Origin of the sequence: Streptomyces paradoxus (genome assembly GCF_014202475.1) — a bacterium.
Classification (GTDB): Bacteria; Actinomycetota; Actinomycetes; order Streptomycetales; family Streptomycetaceae; genus Streptomyces; species Streptomyces paradoxus.
In genome coordinates this window covers 26,670-41,255 of the sequence record NZ_JACHGV010000022.1, presented here as the reverse complement: position 1 = coordinate 41,255, position 14,586 = coordinate 26,670, and the positions used below count along the sequence as shown (strand labels likewise).

Here is a 14,586-nt window from a genome sequence, read left to right as displayed (position 1 = left end):
CCCGCGGAGCGGGTACCACATCGCTGCGCGATGTGCAAGCGAACCACCGTGCTGCGCACGGTGGTTGCGCTCACGCTCCGCGTGAGCGCTGGCGGGAGGCTGCGCCTCCCGCTCAACCTCGGTGCTGCGCACCGAGGTTGATAGTCCGTTCGCTCCGCTCCCGGACTGGCGAGACTGCGTCCCGCTACCAGGCTTCCGCTTCGCTCCAGCCTGGCCGGCGGGTCCGCTGCGCTCCCCCGCCTGACGGTCCCTCCGGCTGCGCCTCCAGGACCTTTCGGCCCGCTGACGCGGGCCAGCTGGCTACAGGCGAGGGTGGGTCTGGTCTGCGCATCTGGTGACGGTCTGTCATCAGATGCGCAGACCAGAGTCAACGTCTGCGGGCCCAACCGGTCCCGACCCCGGCCATGTGCAGAGCCAGACACATCAGTCCCAGCAGCATGACGTTCGTCGAAGAGAACACATCGTTGGTGCTGATGTCCGCCGCGTTGATCAAAAACGCAACGAAGAACAACACCGCCGCGACGATGCCAACCATGAAACGAACTCCTCTCAAGGGCGTGAAGCCCGTATGCCCTGCCTTCGCCCCCGCAGACATGAGCGGAGGCGGTCCAGGGCGCGCTTCGCGCGGCCCGAGACTGGCGGCAAGAAAGGGAAGGCGAACACGGCACGTGTACCTGCTGGTCCGGTCACCCTTGGTCTCGCGGCCCGGTCCGTCCCTCGAAATCGCGTCGCACTCCCGCACCTTGGTCTTCGACCAGACCTGCCTCGTCAGGGAAGTCCAGAACGGTGCCGCAGTGCTTGCACAGCCTCCCGTCTTCGGCCGGCGTGCCACACGCTTTGCAGAACCGGTTGCCCATCTCGTCTTCAGTTTTCTGTGTCATGGCGCTCCAAGGCAGGCGGACAATGAGAGAAAGGGAGTACCCATCGGCTCGGTGCTGATTCGCCAGGACTGATGTTGTTCATGAAGAAGCGTGCTTCGTTTTGAGTATGCGATAGACTCTGGAATCAGATGGCTCCGGGTTTGTGGGCATCAGGAGGCGCTCCCAGCGTGATCTTCGGTTCTGGATCAGGAAGGTGATCCTGGTTTCTCGACGAAGGGGACGCAGTCCATCTTGCGTGGTCTGGGTGCGCGTTGTCGCTCCTCGCCGTATGCAGCCCTTCGTTCAGCTTGCAGGAGAGGGCAGACTGAAATGGCGATGAAAAACCTCCGTCCCCACCAGCGGGAAGCCGTGGACGCGGTACTCCGGGCACTCGAATTTCCTGCACGATCGACTGTGCCTCCGCGCGGGCTCCGCACTCAGGTGATCATGGCGACCGGGACTGGCAAGACCCTCGTGGCCGCCCGGAGCGCCGAGGAGCTCCGTGCCGGCCGAGTGCTGGTGCTCGTGCCCTCCCTCGACCTGCTTGCCCAGACCGAAGCCGCGTGGCGCGAGGGAGGCCGCACAGGTCCGATGATCGGGGTCTCCTCCCTGCGAGGTGAGGAGGCGGGCTTCCCCAACACCACGGACGTGGACGAGCTGGTCGACTGGGTGCGGCCGTTCGACCGCGTCACCGTGTTCGCCACGTACGCCTCCCTCGGACTGGGCACCCTGGAACGGGCCCACGCCGCCGGCCTTCCTGGGTGGTCCCTGATCGTCGTGGACGAGGCGCACAGGGTTTCGGGCAGGATCGGCCGGCCGTGGGCAGTCGTTCACGACAACACCCGCATCCCCGCCCTGCGGCGCCTGTACATGACCGCCACGCCCCGGCTGTGGCAGCTGGACGAGGACGCCGACCAGGGCGCGCCGGGCGAGCTGGTGGCGAGCATGGAGGACGACCCGGCCGGGCCGTTCGGCAGCAGGGCGTTCACTTTGACTCTCTCGGACGCCATCGACAGGGGAATCTGTGCCCCCTACCAGGTGGTGTGCGTGGACATCACCGACACGCAGCTCCAGGCCGCCCAGCTGCTGGGCGAAGACGCGCATTCCGAGCAGGTGCGCGGGGCGCGGCTCGCCGCGCTGCAGACCGCGCTGGTGAAGGCGTCGGCCGAGGAAGGCTTTCGGCGCACGCTCGTCTTCCACCATGTCGTCCGCGAGGCCGAGGCTTTCGCGGCCGGCCTTCCCGACGTCGCCGCGCAGCTGCACGCCGCCGACCCGGAGCTGTACCCCAGGACGATCTGGGCCAACTGGCTGTGCGGCGATCACAAGCCGGGGCACCGTCGCCGAGTTCTGACGGAGTTCGCCGATGGGATCGCCACGGACGGCGCGGTCGTGGAGAAGGGCTACCTGGGGTCCGTGAAAGTCCTGGGCGAAGGCGTAGACACCCGCAACTGTGACTCCGTGTACTTCGCCGACGTACGCGGCTCCATGCCCGACCTCGTCCAGGCCGTCGGCCGGGCGCTACGGATGCAGCCCGGCGAGGGGAAGGTCGCCTCGCTCGTGGTGCCGGTCCTGCTCGGGCCGGGTGAGACGGCGGACAACATGCTCACCTCACGGGCGTTCGGCGGCCTGGCGAAGCTGCTGGAGGCGCTCAGAGCGCACGACGCCCGGGTCGTGGAGGCTCTGGCGCAGCAGCAGGCGCCAAGCCGCGTCAGGGGCGTACAGAGCCGCGGCGGGCCCGAGGAAGACGAAGCAGCTGGCAGCGACCGTGGTCTGTCAGTACCGGCCAGAGAGCTGCTGAAATTCAGCACCCCCCGCGACCCCGCCCAGCTGGCCGCCTTCATCAACCTGCGCGTCCTCAACCCCGAACACCAGCACTGGCGACGCGGCATCGAAGCCGCCGCCATCTACCACCGACTCCACGACGATCTGAAAGTCCCCTTCACCTACCGCGTCCCCGACCGCGGCGACCAGGAAGCGGAAGCAGAGGGATGGCCGGCCTCCCTCGCCTCCTTCCCGCTGGGGCAATGGATCGCCGACGCACGAAGGTTCTACGCCCGCGGAGACATGGACGAAGACCGCATCGCACAGCTGGAAAAGCTCGGCATGATCTGGTCCCACTACGACGTCGCCTGGGAAGAAGGACTCGCAGCGGCGCGCGGATGGGCAGCCGAGACGGGCCACCTCCTGGCCCCTCTCGACGCCACCTACCAGGGCTACCGGGTGGGCATCTGGCTGAAGAACGCGCGAGCCAACGCCCGGAAGGCCGCCGAGATCGAGCAGCGGCGTGCCGAAGGGCTACCGGTTCAGTCGTCGGCCGGCGCGCTGTCGCAGGAGCGCCGCGAGCAGCTCGAGGACATCGATCCCTCCTGGTGCCCGGCCTGGCCAGTGGAGTGGCAACGCGCCTTCCATCTAGTCCGCCTGCACCTGGAGGCCGGCGGCACGCTGCCGATGGAGCCGGGTGAGGTCGTGCACCAGGGCGAGGACCTCGGGCGGTGGGTGCGCTCGGTCCGGTACGGCTGGGACAACCTCACCACCGTGCAGCAGTGGATGTGCGAACACATCCTCGGCATCCAACCCGCCGACGAAAACGAGAAACCCAAGCCACGGACCAGCCAGGCCGACAAGTGGGCCATGAACTACGAGGCCGCCCGCCAGTTCTACGAGCGTGAGGGGCACCTTCGCGTACCGAGGAAGCACATTGAACGGATCGTCATCGGTGGCGCCGGAGACGGTGACAGCGGCGAGGACCAGGAGCAGCGAGAGCTCAAGCTGGGGGCATGGATCGGCAACCAGCGCTCGCGGGCCGCGACACTGTCACCGGAACGCGTGGAACAGCTCTCCCGCATCGGCATGCGCTGGGCATAACCCGCTCTTCATCGGCGCTCTCCCGGGGCTCTCGTAGCCGACGCCAGTTGGTGCTGTCACGGGAATGCCGGAAACGGCGGTCAGGGGGCAGACAGCGTGGGAGGACTGAAGTCACGGGCTGGGATGCCGGCCTGTCGACTGGCCGCTTGGAGAGGCGGACGTGGGGCGTATCGAGCAGGGGCTGGAGCAGGCGTTGCGCACCCGGCCTGTTCCCTTGAGCACCGAGGCTCGCCTGCGATTTCTGCTGGCAGCACATCGGCATTCCACCCGGAGGGTGGCCGCAGTCCTTGGGGTGTCGCAGCGCACCGTGCAGAGGTGGGTGACGAAGAAGTCCGGAGCTCGTCGCCCGCCGGGTCCGCTGTATGTCCGGGCGATCGAGGAAGCGGTCCTGGCTCGGTGGCAGCCCCGGATACGGGCCCGCAGACGTGCCCAGGCCGAAGCGGAGGGCTTCGTCTTCCACACCAGGGCGCGATTTGGGTTCGCTGCTGCGGCCGGCTCCTCGGACGATCCGCGGGTGCGGTGGATCACCCAGTACCTGCCGGGAGAGGTCGCCCGGGAGCTGTTCGCCGCCCGGGACGCCGGTGCGGGCGAGCAGCAGCAGTTAGTGATCCTCGCCCGCGCGCTGGGGCATGCCTACTTCCGCGACGGGGGCCGCCGCGCCCACGGCCTGCACATCGCCTTCAGCGACCTCGAGTTCGTCGACTTCTCGATCGGATGAGTCTGCCCCTCTGATCGGACGCGTCAGGGCGTTCAGCGCCGCGAGGGCCTGGCGCGTACGGCCAGCATCGCTTCGTACCTCTTGGCCTCCTGCCGCTCGCGCCAGTCCCACTCCACACGGCCGGCCGCGCCTTGGCGACGAGCCGCAGGCGGCTGGGGCGGGCGCAGCCTGGCCGTCTCCGCCACGCGCAGCAGGAGGGCACGGTTGCCTGGCGCGGCGAACAATTCCTGGTCCTCGCCGGAAACGAGCCGGGCGAAGCAGGCCGCCGCCCGCAGGAAGACACCCGCCCAGGGCGGCACGGGGTAGGCGGCGCAGCCGTCGGTGTAGCGGGCGCGGTCGTGTAGGGCGAGTGTGGCTGCGGCGTCGTCGTAGTCGCGAGGGCGTGCGGTAGCAAGTTGCTGGAGGGAGGCGCCGGTGATCAGTGCGGCGGCAACGGTCGCGGCCAGGCGAGGGTGCGCGGTCACCCCATGAAGCCGATGGACGACTTGCTGGGCAGCGTACGGGGTGAGAGGCGTGGGTGGCGGGCGGTGCCGCCAGACGATCGGCGGCGGAGTGCACGGGGCGGCGCAGGGGCTGGGGCTGTCGTAGGAGACAAGGCGGTCCAGTGCAGGCAGAGTGAGCCACCGGCTGGCCGGCCGGGCGGGCTCGTCGGCAGGCTGCGGTATGGGGGCGGTCGCGCCGTAGTAGTGGCGGCGGGCGGTCTGAAGGTCGGTGGTGATGGTGTGGTCGGCCGTCTGCAGGGCCTGGTGCAGGGCGGCGGGCAGGTGGGGGCGGTGGCAGACCAGGGTCAGGTGGATACCGGTGAGCGTGCGCAGTTGCAGGAGGCGCATCGCGCGGCGGGCGGTGAGGCGGTGGGCGCGCAGGACGGTCAGCCGGGTGACGGGAAGGGCAGTGGTCCAGGCCGTGGCGGCTTCCCATGCGGGCTGGCGGCCGCCGGGGAAGCGGCCTGGAAGCAGGGGCGGCTTTTCCAGGGCGGCCAGAAGGTCGTGGGCGAGGCCGGTTTCACTGGTGGTGCCCGGGCCGGGATGCAGGGTGATCCGGCCGGACGGCGGATGGTGGGCGGCCAGAGCGGTGTGCGTGTGGATCGCGTCGTCATGGCGGTCGATGACCACGGTGACGGGTGTTGGCACGGCGAGCGGCATGGCGGCGTGGTGGTCAGGCAAGGCGGCTGAAGGCCCAGCGCAGCAGTTCCTGGTCGGCGCGGGGGCGGCCGGTGCGTGCCAGGGCGGTGCGGGTGTGGGCGGTCAGCTGGGCCCAGGCGCGGAAGTTGCCGTGTGCGGCGTGTTGATCGGCGAAGGTGATGTCGTCGGGGGTGGCGTCGGCCCAGATGGGGTGGAACAGGGGGATGGCCTCGAGGACCTCGCTGGGGGTGAGGCGGGTGAAGTGCTGCCAGATGAAGATGCGCGAAGAGAGCATCGGTTCGCGGCGCAGCACGGTGTGGCAGCCCTCCCCGCCGACGAAGATGACCGCAAGCCGGGTGGAGGGTTCGTCCCACAGGTAGCGGAAGTATTCGAACGCCTCCCCGTCGAGCCACTGGGCCTCGTCGACCAGGAAGGTGCGGGGGCGTTCGGCCAGGGCGGTTTTCAGCAGGCGGTCGAACTCGCTGGGGTGGCGCGGTGGCTCGCCGGGCAGGTCGAGCGCGGTGAACAGTTCGTAGCGCACCGCGCGGGCGGTGGGACGGGCCCGGAAGGTGATCTTGCGGACGTCCTCGCCGGGTTCGAGTGCGCGCAGGCAGGTGTTGACGGCGAGCGTCTTGCCGAAGCCGGCGCCGCCGTGGATGCACATCATGGCGCGGGCAGCGACGGTGTCGGTGATGTTCTCGCGGGCAGTGAGCAGGGCGCGGGTGGTGACCACGGACGCATCCGGCAGCTCGACGTACTGGTAGGTGGCCGCGGTCACGAAGCATCTCCGTCTTCAGCGGGGTCTGCGGCCTGCCCGGGCGGGCCGTCGGGAACGGGTTCGGGCTGGAGCGGAACAGGGCGGTCCGGCGTAGTCCGGGTGGCGAGGGAGGGCGGTGTGCGCCAGTCAGCCGGGGGCGCGGCGGGCGGAATGAGGTCCGGCAGCGCCAGCTTCGAGGCGTCGGTGTGCTCGACAGCGGCCAGTTCGTGCCCGGCTTGAGCGGAGGTGAGGGCTCCCAGCCGCTGAGCCGGCCCGGCCGTGGTGGCCGGGGCGAAGCGCTGTCGGCGCAGGGTCTCGGCGGCTTTCACCTCGGCGCGCAGACGTCGGGCACGCTCCGCACGGGCCGTACGCAAGGCCTGGAGTTGTTCGGGGGTGGCCGCGTCAGCAAGGTGCGCGGGCCCGAGATACTTGCCGCTCGCGTCACAGATGTCGATCTCGTGATCGTGGTGCGGCATGTAGCGCACCGTCACGGTACGGCCGGCCTGGCCGGTCATCCAGGGGGCGATGTATGTGCGCCCGCGCCACCGCACGCCGTGGCTGGTCAGCTTTCGCGGGCGGCCGTCGTCCTCCAGAGTGAACGTCCACAGATCGGCAGCAGGGATGTCCGTGACAGGAGTCGGATCGGCCTGCCATGCCTCAAGCGGCGTACGGCCAGCCAGCGCCCGCGGCCGGTGCTCGGTGTTCCACCAGTGTGTCCAGGCCAGCACTTCCGCTGTGAAGTCCTGAAACGACATGGCACCGGACGTCTCCGGCCTGCGGCCCGCGCCTTTGCGTCGCCGGCCGGAGCGGGGCTTGGCGGGCGTGAGGGTGTAGCCGGGCAGGGCCGCGAACAGCATCCGGTCGACGGCCCGGTTGAGGTTTTCCACCGTGCCCTTGAGATGGGGGCTGTAGGCGGGAAGGTCCTTCACCGTCACGCCCATCGTGCCGAACGCCGCGGTGACGGCCGCGGACAGGAAGTCCTTGCCCCGGTCCACCCGCACCTGTTCCGGTGTCCCTCCCGCGGGGCCGTAGGGCTCCTCACGCAGCACAGCGGCGCGCAGCGCAGCCAGCACGGAGGCGCGGGAAGGGACGCCAGGGGTGACGGCGGTGCCGGTGATGACTTTGGTGGCCGTGTCGATGAACCAGGTCACCCACGGGCGCACCAGGTCGCCGTCGGCATCGACCAGCAGCGGTGCCTGGACATGATCGGTCTCCCACACGTGATTGCGCCAGGAGGCCGCCCGTTTGCCGAAGACGTCGTGCGCGCGTGCCGCATCCGGCCCCGCGGCAAGACCGGCCCGCTCCCCCGCGGTGAGATCGCGCCGCACCGCGCGCAGGAACGTCGACAACGACGGCACCGGGTCCAGCAGCGGTACCGCGGCCGGCGGGGCGCCTGCGGGAGAAGCCGCGGGTTCAGTTGTGGTCGTCGGCTGACCGTCATGGCCGCCGGTCTGGGCCCGGGCCACCAACTGGCGGTGGACCGCGGAAGCGTTGCCGTGCCAGTACGCCAGCAGCACCCGGATCTCCCTGGTGATCTCGAACCGGTCACCGCTGCGTTCCCCGGGGCGGATCGCGGCCTGAGGCGACCGTGAGGCCTCCGCCAGCCACCGCCACACCGTCCGCTCCGACACCCCCAGGCACTCCCCAGCCAGGCGCACATGCTCCCGCGACAGCCGCCGCTCGGCACGCAGCGCCAGCAGACGACGCACCGCCGGCGCCCGCAACACCGTCAACGACTCCTCCCCCAAAACACCGGCCGGATCCTCCGGCGGCGCCATCGACTGCCCACCCACACCGTGCCCCCTCACTTCCGCTTCCATAGAGCGCGCCTTCGTTCACCTCGTCGGAACACATGAAGGCCCCCGTACACGAGGCCCCCCGAGCAGCCCGGACCGTCACGGGTAGGGGCCAAGACGCGCGCAGGCCTGCTCGATCAGCTCCCGGTCCACACGCCGTGCGGGGCCGCGCTCGCGGGCCGCGTAGACATGCGACGTGATCTTCGCCCACGTTCGGAAATTGCCGCGCGCCATCTGCTCGTCCGCCCGCGCAAGGTCGCCCGGGTCCGCCTGCGCCCACACGGGATGGAACAGAGTCAGCGTCTGCGGCACTTGAGACGGCTCAAGCCGGCCAACCTGATGCCAGGTCAGCACGCGTGAGCGCAGCGCCGAAGCACGGGCGAGGGCCCGCTCGCTTCCCGCCCCGCACAGCACCAGCGCCGCCGCACAGCCCGGCGCGTCCCACAACTGCCGCAGATAATCCAGCAATGGCGGCGTCAGCCGCTGGGCGTCATCGATGAACAGCACACCCGGCTCGGCCAGTGCCCGCGTCAGAGCCTGGCTGGCCGGTCCGGCCCGGTGCGGCAGTGCCCCCGACGGCAGCCCGAGCGCTTCACACAGCGAGGCCCGCAGTTGCGGCAGACCGGGCGCCACGCCGGCCACCGCCCGCCACACCCGCACCCGGCCGGGCAGAAGATGCAAAGCCTGCTCGACGGCGACCGTCTTCCCCAGGCCCGTATCCCCGTACACACAGCACATCCCGCGGGCCGCGACCGTATGCCCCACAGCCTCCGCCACAGCGGCCACCTGCCGTGTGGACACCAGCCGGGCGCCCGGCACGTACAACCGCACACCACCGCCCCGCACCCCCGCATCCGCGGCGCCCTCCGGCACCGACACGTCGGCGGGCGGCCCGTCGACAACAAGCGGACCGCCCGCCCCGTCCACGAGCCCCAAATCCGCCAGTGCCCGGTCATACCGGCTCGGCTCGAGCCCCACCCGGGCCCCTGCCGGACGGGCCACTTCAAGAACCCGGCCCGCCCCCAGATCCCGCTTGATCACGCGGTGCAACGTTGGCAGCGAGGGCACACACTCCGCATCCCACTCCTCCAACGCCCCCTCTTCCTGGGCTCGGAGCATCCTGCGCCGCAACTCCGCGACGTTCCCGCCCGCCTGAGCCAGGACCTCCCACAACGCGTCACTCAGCGAAAACCCGTCCTGCCGCGGCCGCGCCTCAACATCGCCCCGGCGTCCATCGGCCAGCCACCGCCACACCGTCCGCTCCGACACCCCCGCCAGCTCCGCCGCGATCCGCACATGCAACCCCGACAGCGTCCCCTGCCCATCCACCGCAAGAAGCCGCCGCACCACCACACCCCGCGCCAACGGCACACCCCCGGCCGGCACAACCCCAGCCGCCCCCGGCCCACCCTCGGCCCCACCCGCCGGACTCCCCGCAGCCGTCATACGGCCCAGCCCACCCGACCCCGCCAACCCCTCACACAGGAACAGCGAAACCCATGACAGCCAGCCACCAACCTGCTAGCCGCCCCACAACAGCCGCTTGGTCACCCCATGACAGCAACCACAGCCCCGTCCTGCACCCACTACCAGGACATCCACACCACGATTCGGCTGACGCCCACCCACTGCCACCCCAACGCCCAATCACACGCCCGCGTGCCCTACGGACACCGCGAAGGCGCGACACCCCTGGGGCAATGGGTGGCAGAGCAGCGAAGGGCCTACGCGGCCGGGGAAATGAGCGGCCGGCGCGCGCAACGGCTCGAGCGGCTCGGCATGGTCTGGTCCGTGGCCGACGAGAGGTTCCAGGAGAATCTAGAGGCGGCCAAGGCGTACTACGAGGATCACTGGACCCTCTGTGCTCCGAGGTCCGCAGTGGCCCTGTCCAGGCCGGTAGGACAGTGGTTGAGCAATTTGCGCCGCCCCGGTGCGCTGGACGGTCATCCCGAGTGGAAGGCCGCGCTGGAGGCCGTCGACGAGCACTGGAATCCGGAGTGGCCAGCCGACTGGCAACGCCACTACACCGCGGTGCGCGAGCTCCTACGCAACGAAGACGGCCAGGCCGACGTCCTACCTGGCGTCACCATCCACGGAATGGACATCGGCAAATGGCTCGCCCGGCAGCGCCAGCACACCACCTGGCATAACCTGACGGACGGACAGCGCCAGCGCCTGGAGCAGCTCGGCATCACACCCCTCCCACCGGGACCAGAGCCCACGAGGGCCCCCAAGGGCCCCTCAGGAGCCTTCGAACGAGGGGTTGCTGCCCTGGCGCAATACAAAGCCCGCACCGGCTCTGCAGGGCCCATCAGCCGCACCCACACCGAAATCCTGCCCGATGGCACAGAAGTCCGACTCGGGGTGTTTCTGAGCAACACCAAGACCAGGCGCGCCAAGCTCACCACCGACAAACTCGCCACACTCGCCGCGCTAGGGCTGGACTGGGCGATGGAAGGTTAAGGAATGGGATAAATCTATGGTTAAGCAAGCTGGTCTGGAGTAAGGGTGCGGGGTCATGGCATCTGAGGAAGAGCTGTTCGCGTCCGTCGACGCTCTGTTGAACGAGGAGCCGCACCTGCCGCCTCCGGCAGAGCGTGCCCGGCTGCGTGAGGCTGCCGGCATCACCCAGGCACGCCTCGCCACCGCGTTGAAGACGACGACCCAGTCGGTGAAGAACTGGGAGAATGGCCGCAGCGAGCCGAAGTCGCCGCGGCTGGAGGCCTACCAGCGGCTGCTGGAGGGGTAGGCGGCGAAGTATCCCGCCCCCGGTGCAGTCCCGGCAGCCGCTCCGGCACCAGCGGCGTCTACCGAGCCGGCCGCGTCCAGGGTGGAGACGGCAGACGCCCCGCAGGCTCCCGCCGTTCCGGCTGCGGCGCCGGCTCGCCCAGCCGCCATCGCCCGCTGGCAGCCCGTCCCGCCCGCCGTGCAGCCGCTACCGGCGTGCACCGCCTGCACCATCCGCCGCAGCCCGCACCAAGCCGCCCCCGCGTGGATCCACCCAGCACCCAACTCGCCCCGCATCATGATCTGCACCCGCCACCAGCAGGCTTCCAGCGACTCCCGGCAGCCCGCCCCGCTCGACATCCGCCCTGTCCCCGAGCTCACCCGGCCCCGCCCCACAGCCCGCCGCGCAACGACGGCCTCCCTGAGCTGGGCATCGACGATCACGACACGCTGGTACGACCACCAACAGCACCTGCACCAGCGGTGGCTCACACGCCTTGACCGCCTCACCAACGCCAACCCCCACATCCCTCCAGGCCCGGCCTCCCCAGCTCTGACCTGCCGGAGCCTGGTCATCCACCCCGAGACCCTCATCCTCGCCGCTGCCCTTGACCGCCTGCCCTCGCACCCCCTGACACGCGCGCAGCAGACCGCATTCCTCCACCGCCTTGCCGACCGCCTCCGGCTGCCCCACCTCGCACCCGCCGACCACGACCTGCTCCGGCAACGCCTGTACGCCCGCTGAACAACCCGCTAGCACCAGCCGGGAACAGCCGCCAACTCCCCCTGCCTACAGGCGCGCCGACCACACTGCGCAAAAGCCGACATGACGCTCAGCTCACTGCGTCAGAGCAACACGGCCAGCTCAACCCACGTATCGCCCATCGCCAACGCCTCGGCCCGGCGTAATCCTCCCCTGGAATACAGACGTACCACTCAGTACAGCTGAGCAACAGCAGGTCACAACCAAGATCAATTAGCCTGCACGACAGGTACGCCACAACTACGCCGCACTGCGCGAACTGGTGGCCGACGAAGAGGGCCAGGCCCACATTGATTGGCGGAGGTTTCGTGCCTGTCCCCGGCGCTCGGCCGAGCCACGGCAACCTCGTGAGCCGGCGGTCCCGCCCCGCCTCCGATCCGAGGCGGGGCGTCAGTCCGCGGAGTCCCTCTCTGGCGTCCCGTCGTCCACGGTGTCCGGATGTAAGACGCGGCTGGCGGACTGGTCGTCGGTGTGGTCCGACCCTTGCGGGTCGATCGTGGCCGCCCAGCGTTCCGCCCAGCGGGCGAGGGGGTTCAGGGCGTGGCGCGCCTCCTGTCCCAGCGGGGTGAGCTCGTAGCGGCTGTCCGGTAGTTGGTGAATCACCTGGGCATCCAGCAGTTCGGTCAGGCGCTGCCGCATCACGCTGGAGGACATGTCGTCGCACCGCTTCTGCAAGGGGCGGAATCCAAGCGGACCCGCGCGAAGCTCCCACAGGATGCGCAGACTCCACCGCCGTCCGAACAGATCGAGTGCGGCCATGAGGGGGCGGCCGGTGGTCGAGCCGCGAACAGGACTGCCAGGTCTGGGTGTTGCCATGTCGGGATGTCCAGCTCTCCAGGGTTGATGCTTCGAATTCCGACACGCTAGCATCGGTGACCGCTTCGGAAATCGAAACGGCGGGGGCTGTTGTGGCACCTGCCCTGACGACCTGGGTGAGAGGCGTTCCTGAAAGCCCGGGTCGACGGAGGCGAGACCGGCCGGGAGGACCGGTACATGCGCAAGGTGCCCCGAGTTCGACGTCGGCGCCGAGTCGCACGGACGGCTCACCCGGAACCTGTTCGTGGCGGGGGGACGGGTGACCGGCACGTGGGAGATCGAGTACAGGATCCACCAGGTCCTGCAAATCGGCCCAGCGGAACTTCAATGCTGCCTCGTCAGCGGTTGCCGCCACCAAGCCAACGTCCACTCAGAGCTGGAGACCAGATGACCACGACCGAGTTTCCCTCGGCGGCAGCACGGGCCGCCGCCGCTGCCGCCCTGGCCGAGGACACGTCAGGGAAGGACATCACCACCGAGTGGAGCGTTCCCGAGGACCTGGCGGCCACGGCCGAGATCCGCACCCGGCACAGCGGCATCGCCGCCGGCCTCCCCATGGTCGCCGAGGTCTTCGCGCAGGTCGACCCCGAGGTCAAGGTCGAGCCGGCCGTCGCCGACGGCGCCCGACTGGCCGACGGCCAAGTCCTGGTGCACCTGTCCGGTTCGGCGCGCAGCCTGATCACCGGGGAGCGTACGGCGCTGAACTTCCTGCAGCGCATGTGCGGCATCGCGACGCTGACCGACCGCTACGTCCAAGCTGTGGCAGGGACCAGGGCGCGCATTCTGGACACGCGCAAGACGGCGCCGGGCCTGCGTGCCCTGGACAAGTACGCGGTCACCGCCGGCGGCGGCCACAACCACCGCCTCGATCTCGCGGCGATGGTCCTGCTCAAGGAGAACCACATCGCCGCGGCGGGCGGGGTGACCGCCGCGATCAAGGCGGTCGGGCGCGGGATGGCGCGCACCGGGCAGACCGTGGAGAGCGATGTCGAGGTGCAGACCGTCACCCAGGCCGTCGAGGCCCTCGACGCCGGAGCCCGCTGGATCATGCTCGACAACATGCCGGTGGCCGACATCGAGCAGGTCGTGAAGGTCCGGGCCGGGCGGGCCGACGCTTCCCGGATCCTGCTGGAGGCCTCGGGCACCATCCGCCTGGACACAGTTCCCGCCATCGCCGGGACGGGCGTCGACCTCATCTCGGTCGGGGCGTTGACGCACAGCGCGCCCGCACTGGACCTGACCATGCTGCTGACCACCGGCCCGGTGCCATGTCCGAGGTAGCGGTCGTCGACGCGTGTCAGCGAGACGGCGCGGGTGGCAGCCCGACCGCCGTTCTGGATGACGCGCCGTTCACCGACGAGGAGCGATGCCGCATTCCCACGGAGTTGGGAACATCGCACGCCGTCTTCCTCCGCGCGACCGGAATCGAGCGTCGTCAGCCCGCGTACACACTGCGGTTCTTCACCGCCCAGGACGAACTGCCCGCCTGCGGACACGGCACCGTCGCCGCCCTCGCCGTGCTCGCCGAACGGGAAGGCGGCGACCACGACTACCGCGCCGTCCTGCGTACGGCCCACCGCAGCTTCGACGGTCGGGCAAGCCGAGACGATGACGGCCTGACGGCGTCGTTCGACCCGGGCCCGGTCAGCCTGCGTAGCGCCGGTGGACCCGAACTGAGGGCAGTCGCAGGCGGCCTCGGACTGACGGAGGACGCGGTCGCCGGCGACGCCTGCGTGGCGTCGAACGGGCGGCCGAGGCTTCTGCTGCCCATCCGATCCCGCGCCGCACTGGCCGAACTCACGCCGGACTCAACCCTGTTACGCGCAGCCTGTGACCGCTACGGTCTGCTGGGCTGCTACGCCTACTCGCCCCCGGACCGACACGGCCGAGCAGCAGCCCGGATGTTCGCCCCGTCGATCGGCGTCCCCGAGGACATCGCCAACGCCAACAGCACGGCCTGCCTGGCAGCGCATGCTGCCGAGTTCGGCACACACCGCCTCGCTGTCGATATGGGTGACCACCTCGGCAGCCCGTCCACCATCACAGCGACCGTCCACCGCGACCGCACGGGACACCGGATCCGAGTCGGCGGCCAAGCAGCGATCGTGCGCAGGGTTATGCGATGAGGCCCGCGCGCTCAAGGCGAGGGTGCCGGTGCGCAGC

Annotated in this window: 13 protein-coding genes; 7 read left to right on the top strand and 6 right to left on the bottom strand. The window is 70.0% G+C overall.

Annotated features, from left to right (window positions below; genetic code table 11):
* Positions 1-367: 367 nt before the first annotated feature.
* Positions 368-535 (bottom strand): hypothetical protein, encoded by a 168-nt coding sequence (locus tag HNR57_RS38340; protein WP_086605152.1) that lies wholly within the window; start codon positions 533-535, stop codon positions 368-370.
* Positions 536-1,190: 655 nt separating this feature from the next.
* On the opposite strand from HNR57_RS38340, the gene HNR57_RS38335 reads away from it, so the two are divergent.
* Both HNR57_RS38335 and tpg read left to right on the top strand, forming a co-directional pair.
* Positions 1,191-3,725, top strand: coding sequence for a DEAD/DEAH box helicase (locus tag HNR57_RS38335; RefSeq protein WP_246555389.1), 2,535 nt, complete (start codon positions 1,191-1,193; stop codon positions 3,723-3,725).
* A gap of 160 nt (positions 3,726-3,885) precedes the next feature.
* Positions 3,886-4,443, top strand: coding sequence for a telomere-protecting terminal protein Tpg (gene tpg / locus HNR57_RS38330; RefSeq protein WP_184567890.1), 558 nt, complete (start codon positions 3,886-3,888; stop codon positions 4,441-4,443).
* Positions 4,444-4,475: 32 nt separating this feature from the next.
* Here the strand turns inward: tpg and HNR57_RS38325 are convergent, their stop codons facing one another.
* The 4 genes from HNR57_RS38325 to HNR57_RS38310 form a co-directional block, all read right to left on the bottom strand.
* On the bottom strand, positions 4,476-5,585 hold the full coding sequence (locus HNR57_RS38325; protein WP_221343521.1) for a hypothetical protein: 1,110 nt from the start codon (positions 5,583-5,585) through the stop codon (positions 4,476-4,478).
* A 13-nt stretch (positions 5,586-5,598) separates the two neighbouring features.
* Positions 5,599-6,342 (bottom strand): AAA family ATPase, encoded by a 744-nt coding sequence (locus HNR57_RS38320; RefSeq protein WP_184567888.1) that lies wholly within the window; start codon positions 6,340-6,342, stop codon positions 5,599-5,601.
* Positions 6,339-8,099 (bottom strand): TnsB C-terminal domain-containing protein, encoded by a 1,761-nt coding sequence (locus tag HNR57_RS38315; protein WP_246555388.1) that lies wholly within the window; start codon positions 8,097-8,099, stop codon positions 6,339-6,341. The genes HNR57_RS38320 and HNR57_RS38315 overlap by 4 nt, the downstream gene beginning before the upstream one ends.
* Before the next feature lie 117 nt (positions 8,100-8,216).
* Positions 8,217-9,482 carry an ATP-binding protein gene (locus HNR57_RS38310; RefSeq protein WP_184567886.1) on the bottom strand — a complete coding sequence of 422 codons (1,266 nt, stop codon included), beginning with the start codon at positions 9,480-9,482 and terminating at the stop codon, positions 8,217-8,219.
* Between the two features lie 189 nt (positions 9,483-9,671).
* Between HNR57_RS38310 and HNR57_RS38305 the strand changes: the two genes are divergently transcribed.
* The 3 genes from HNR57_RS38305 (at position 9,672) to HNR57_RS38295 (ending at position 11,589) form a co-directional block, all read left to right on the top strand.
* Positions 9,672-10,580: a helicase associated domain-containing protein gene (locus HNR57_RS38305; protein ID WP_184567884.1), complete on the top strand. Its 909-nt coding sequence runs from the start codon at positions 9,672-9,674 to the stop codon at positions 10,578-10,580.
* 55 nt (positions 10,581-10,635) lie between these two features.
* A complete protein-coding gene (locus HNR57_RS41040; protein ID WP_376772339.1) occupies positions 10,636-10,866 on the top strand; it encodes a helix-turn-helix domain-containing protein in 231 nt (76 codons plus the stop codon).
* A gap of 276 nt (positions 10,867-11,142) precedes the next feature.
* Positions 11,143-11,589: a hypothetical protein gene (locus tag HNR57_RS38295; RefSeq protein WP_246555395.1), complete on the top strand. Its 447-nt coding sequence runs from the start codon at positions 11,143-11,145 to the stop codon at positions 11,587-11,589.
* A gap of 408 nt (positions 11,590-11,997) precedes the next feature.
* Here the strand turns inward: HNR57_RS38295 and HNR57_RS38290 are convergent, their stop codons facing one another.
* Positions 11,998-12,366: a winged helix-turn-helix transcriptional regulator gene (locus HNR57_RS38290; RefSeq protein WP_184567882.1), complete on the bottom strand. Its 369-nt coding sequence runs from the start codon at positions 12,364-12,366 to the stop codon at positions 11,998-12,000.
* Positions 12,367-12,810: 444 nt separating this feature from the next.
* On the opposite strand from HNR57_RS38290, the gene nadC reads away from it, so the two are divergent.
* Together nadC and HNR57_RS38280 are read left to right on the top strand one after the other, a co-directional pair.
* Entirely contained in the window at positions 12,811-13,704 is an 894-nt protein-coding gene (gene nadC, locus HNR57_RS38285) for a carboxylating nicotinate-nucleotide diphosphorylase (protein WP_184567879.1), read from the top strand.
* A complete protein-coding gene (locus tag HNR57_RS38280) occupies positions 13,692-14,549 on the top strand; it encodes a PhzF family protein (protein ID WP_184567877.1) in 858 nt (285 codons plus the stop codon). Before nadC ends, HNR57_RS38280 begins: the two co-directional genes overlap by 13 nt.
* Positions 14,550-14,586: the final 37 nt, after the last annotated feature.

Excerpts from the sequence above, each read along its gene's own strand:
- HNR57_RS41040 (WP_376772339.1), top strand. The coding sequence starts at position 10,636 with ATGGCATCTGAGGAAGAGCTGTTCGCGTCCGTCGACGCTCTGTTGAAC.
- HNR57_RS38290 (WP_184567882.1), bottom strand. The coding sequence starts at position 12,366 with ATGGCCGCACTCGATCTGTTCGGACGGCGGTGGAGTCTGCGCATCCTG.
- HNR57_RS38315 (WP_246555388.1), bottom strand. The coding sequence starts at position 8,099 with ATGGCGCCGCCGGAGGATCCGGCCGGTGTTTTGGGGGAGGAGTCGTTG.
- HNR57_RS38280 (WP_184567877.1), top strand. The coding sequence starts at position 13,692 with ATGTCCGAGGTAGCGGTCGTCGACGCGTGTCAGCGAGACGGCGCGGGT.
- HNR57_RS38335 (WP_246555389.1), top strand. The coding sequence starts at position 1,191 with ATGGCGATGAAAAACCTCCGTCCCCACCAGCGGGAAGCCGTGGACGCG.
- HNR57_RS38295 (WP_246555395.1), top strand. The coding sequence starts at position 11,143 with ATGATCTGCACCCGCCACCAGCAGGCTTCCAGCGACTCCCGGCAGCCC.
- HNR57_RS38325 (WP_221343521.1), bottom strand. The coding sequence starts at position 5,585 with ATGCCGCTCGCCGTGCCAACACCCGTCACCGTGGTCATCGACCGCCAT.
- HNR57_RS38340 (WP_086605152.1), bottom strand. The coding sequence starts at position 535 with ATGGTTGGCATCGTCGCGGCGGTGTTGTTCTTCGTTGCGTTTTTGATC.
- HNR57_RS38305 (WP_184567884.1), top strand. The coding sequence starts at position 9,672 with ATGACAGCAACCACAGCCCCGTCCTGCACCCACTACCAGGACATCCAC.
- nadC (WP_184567879.1), top strand. The coding sequence starts at position 12,811 with ATGACCACGACCGAGTTTCCCTCGGCGGCAGCACGGGCCGCCGCCGCT.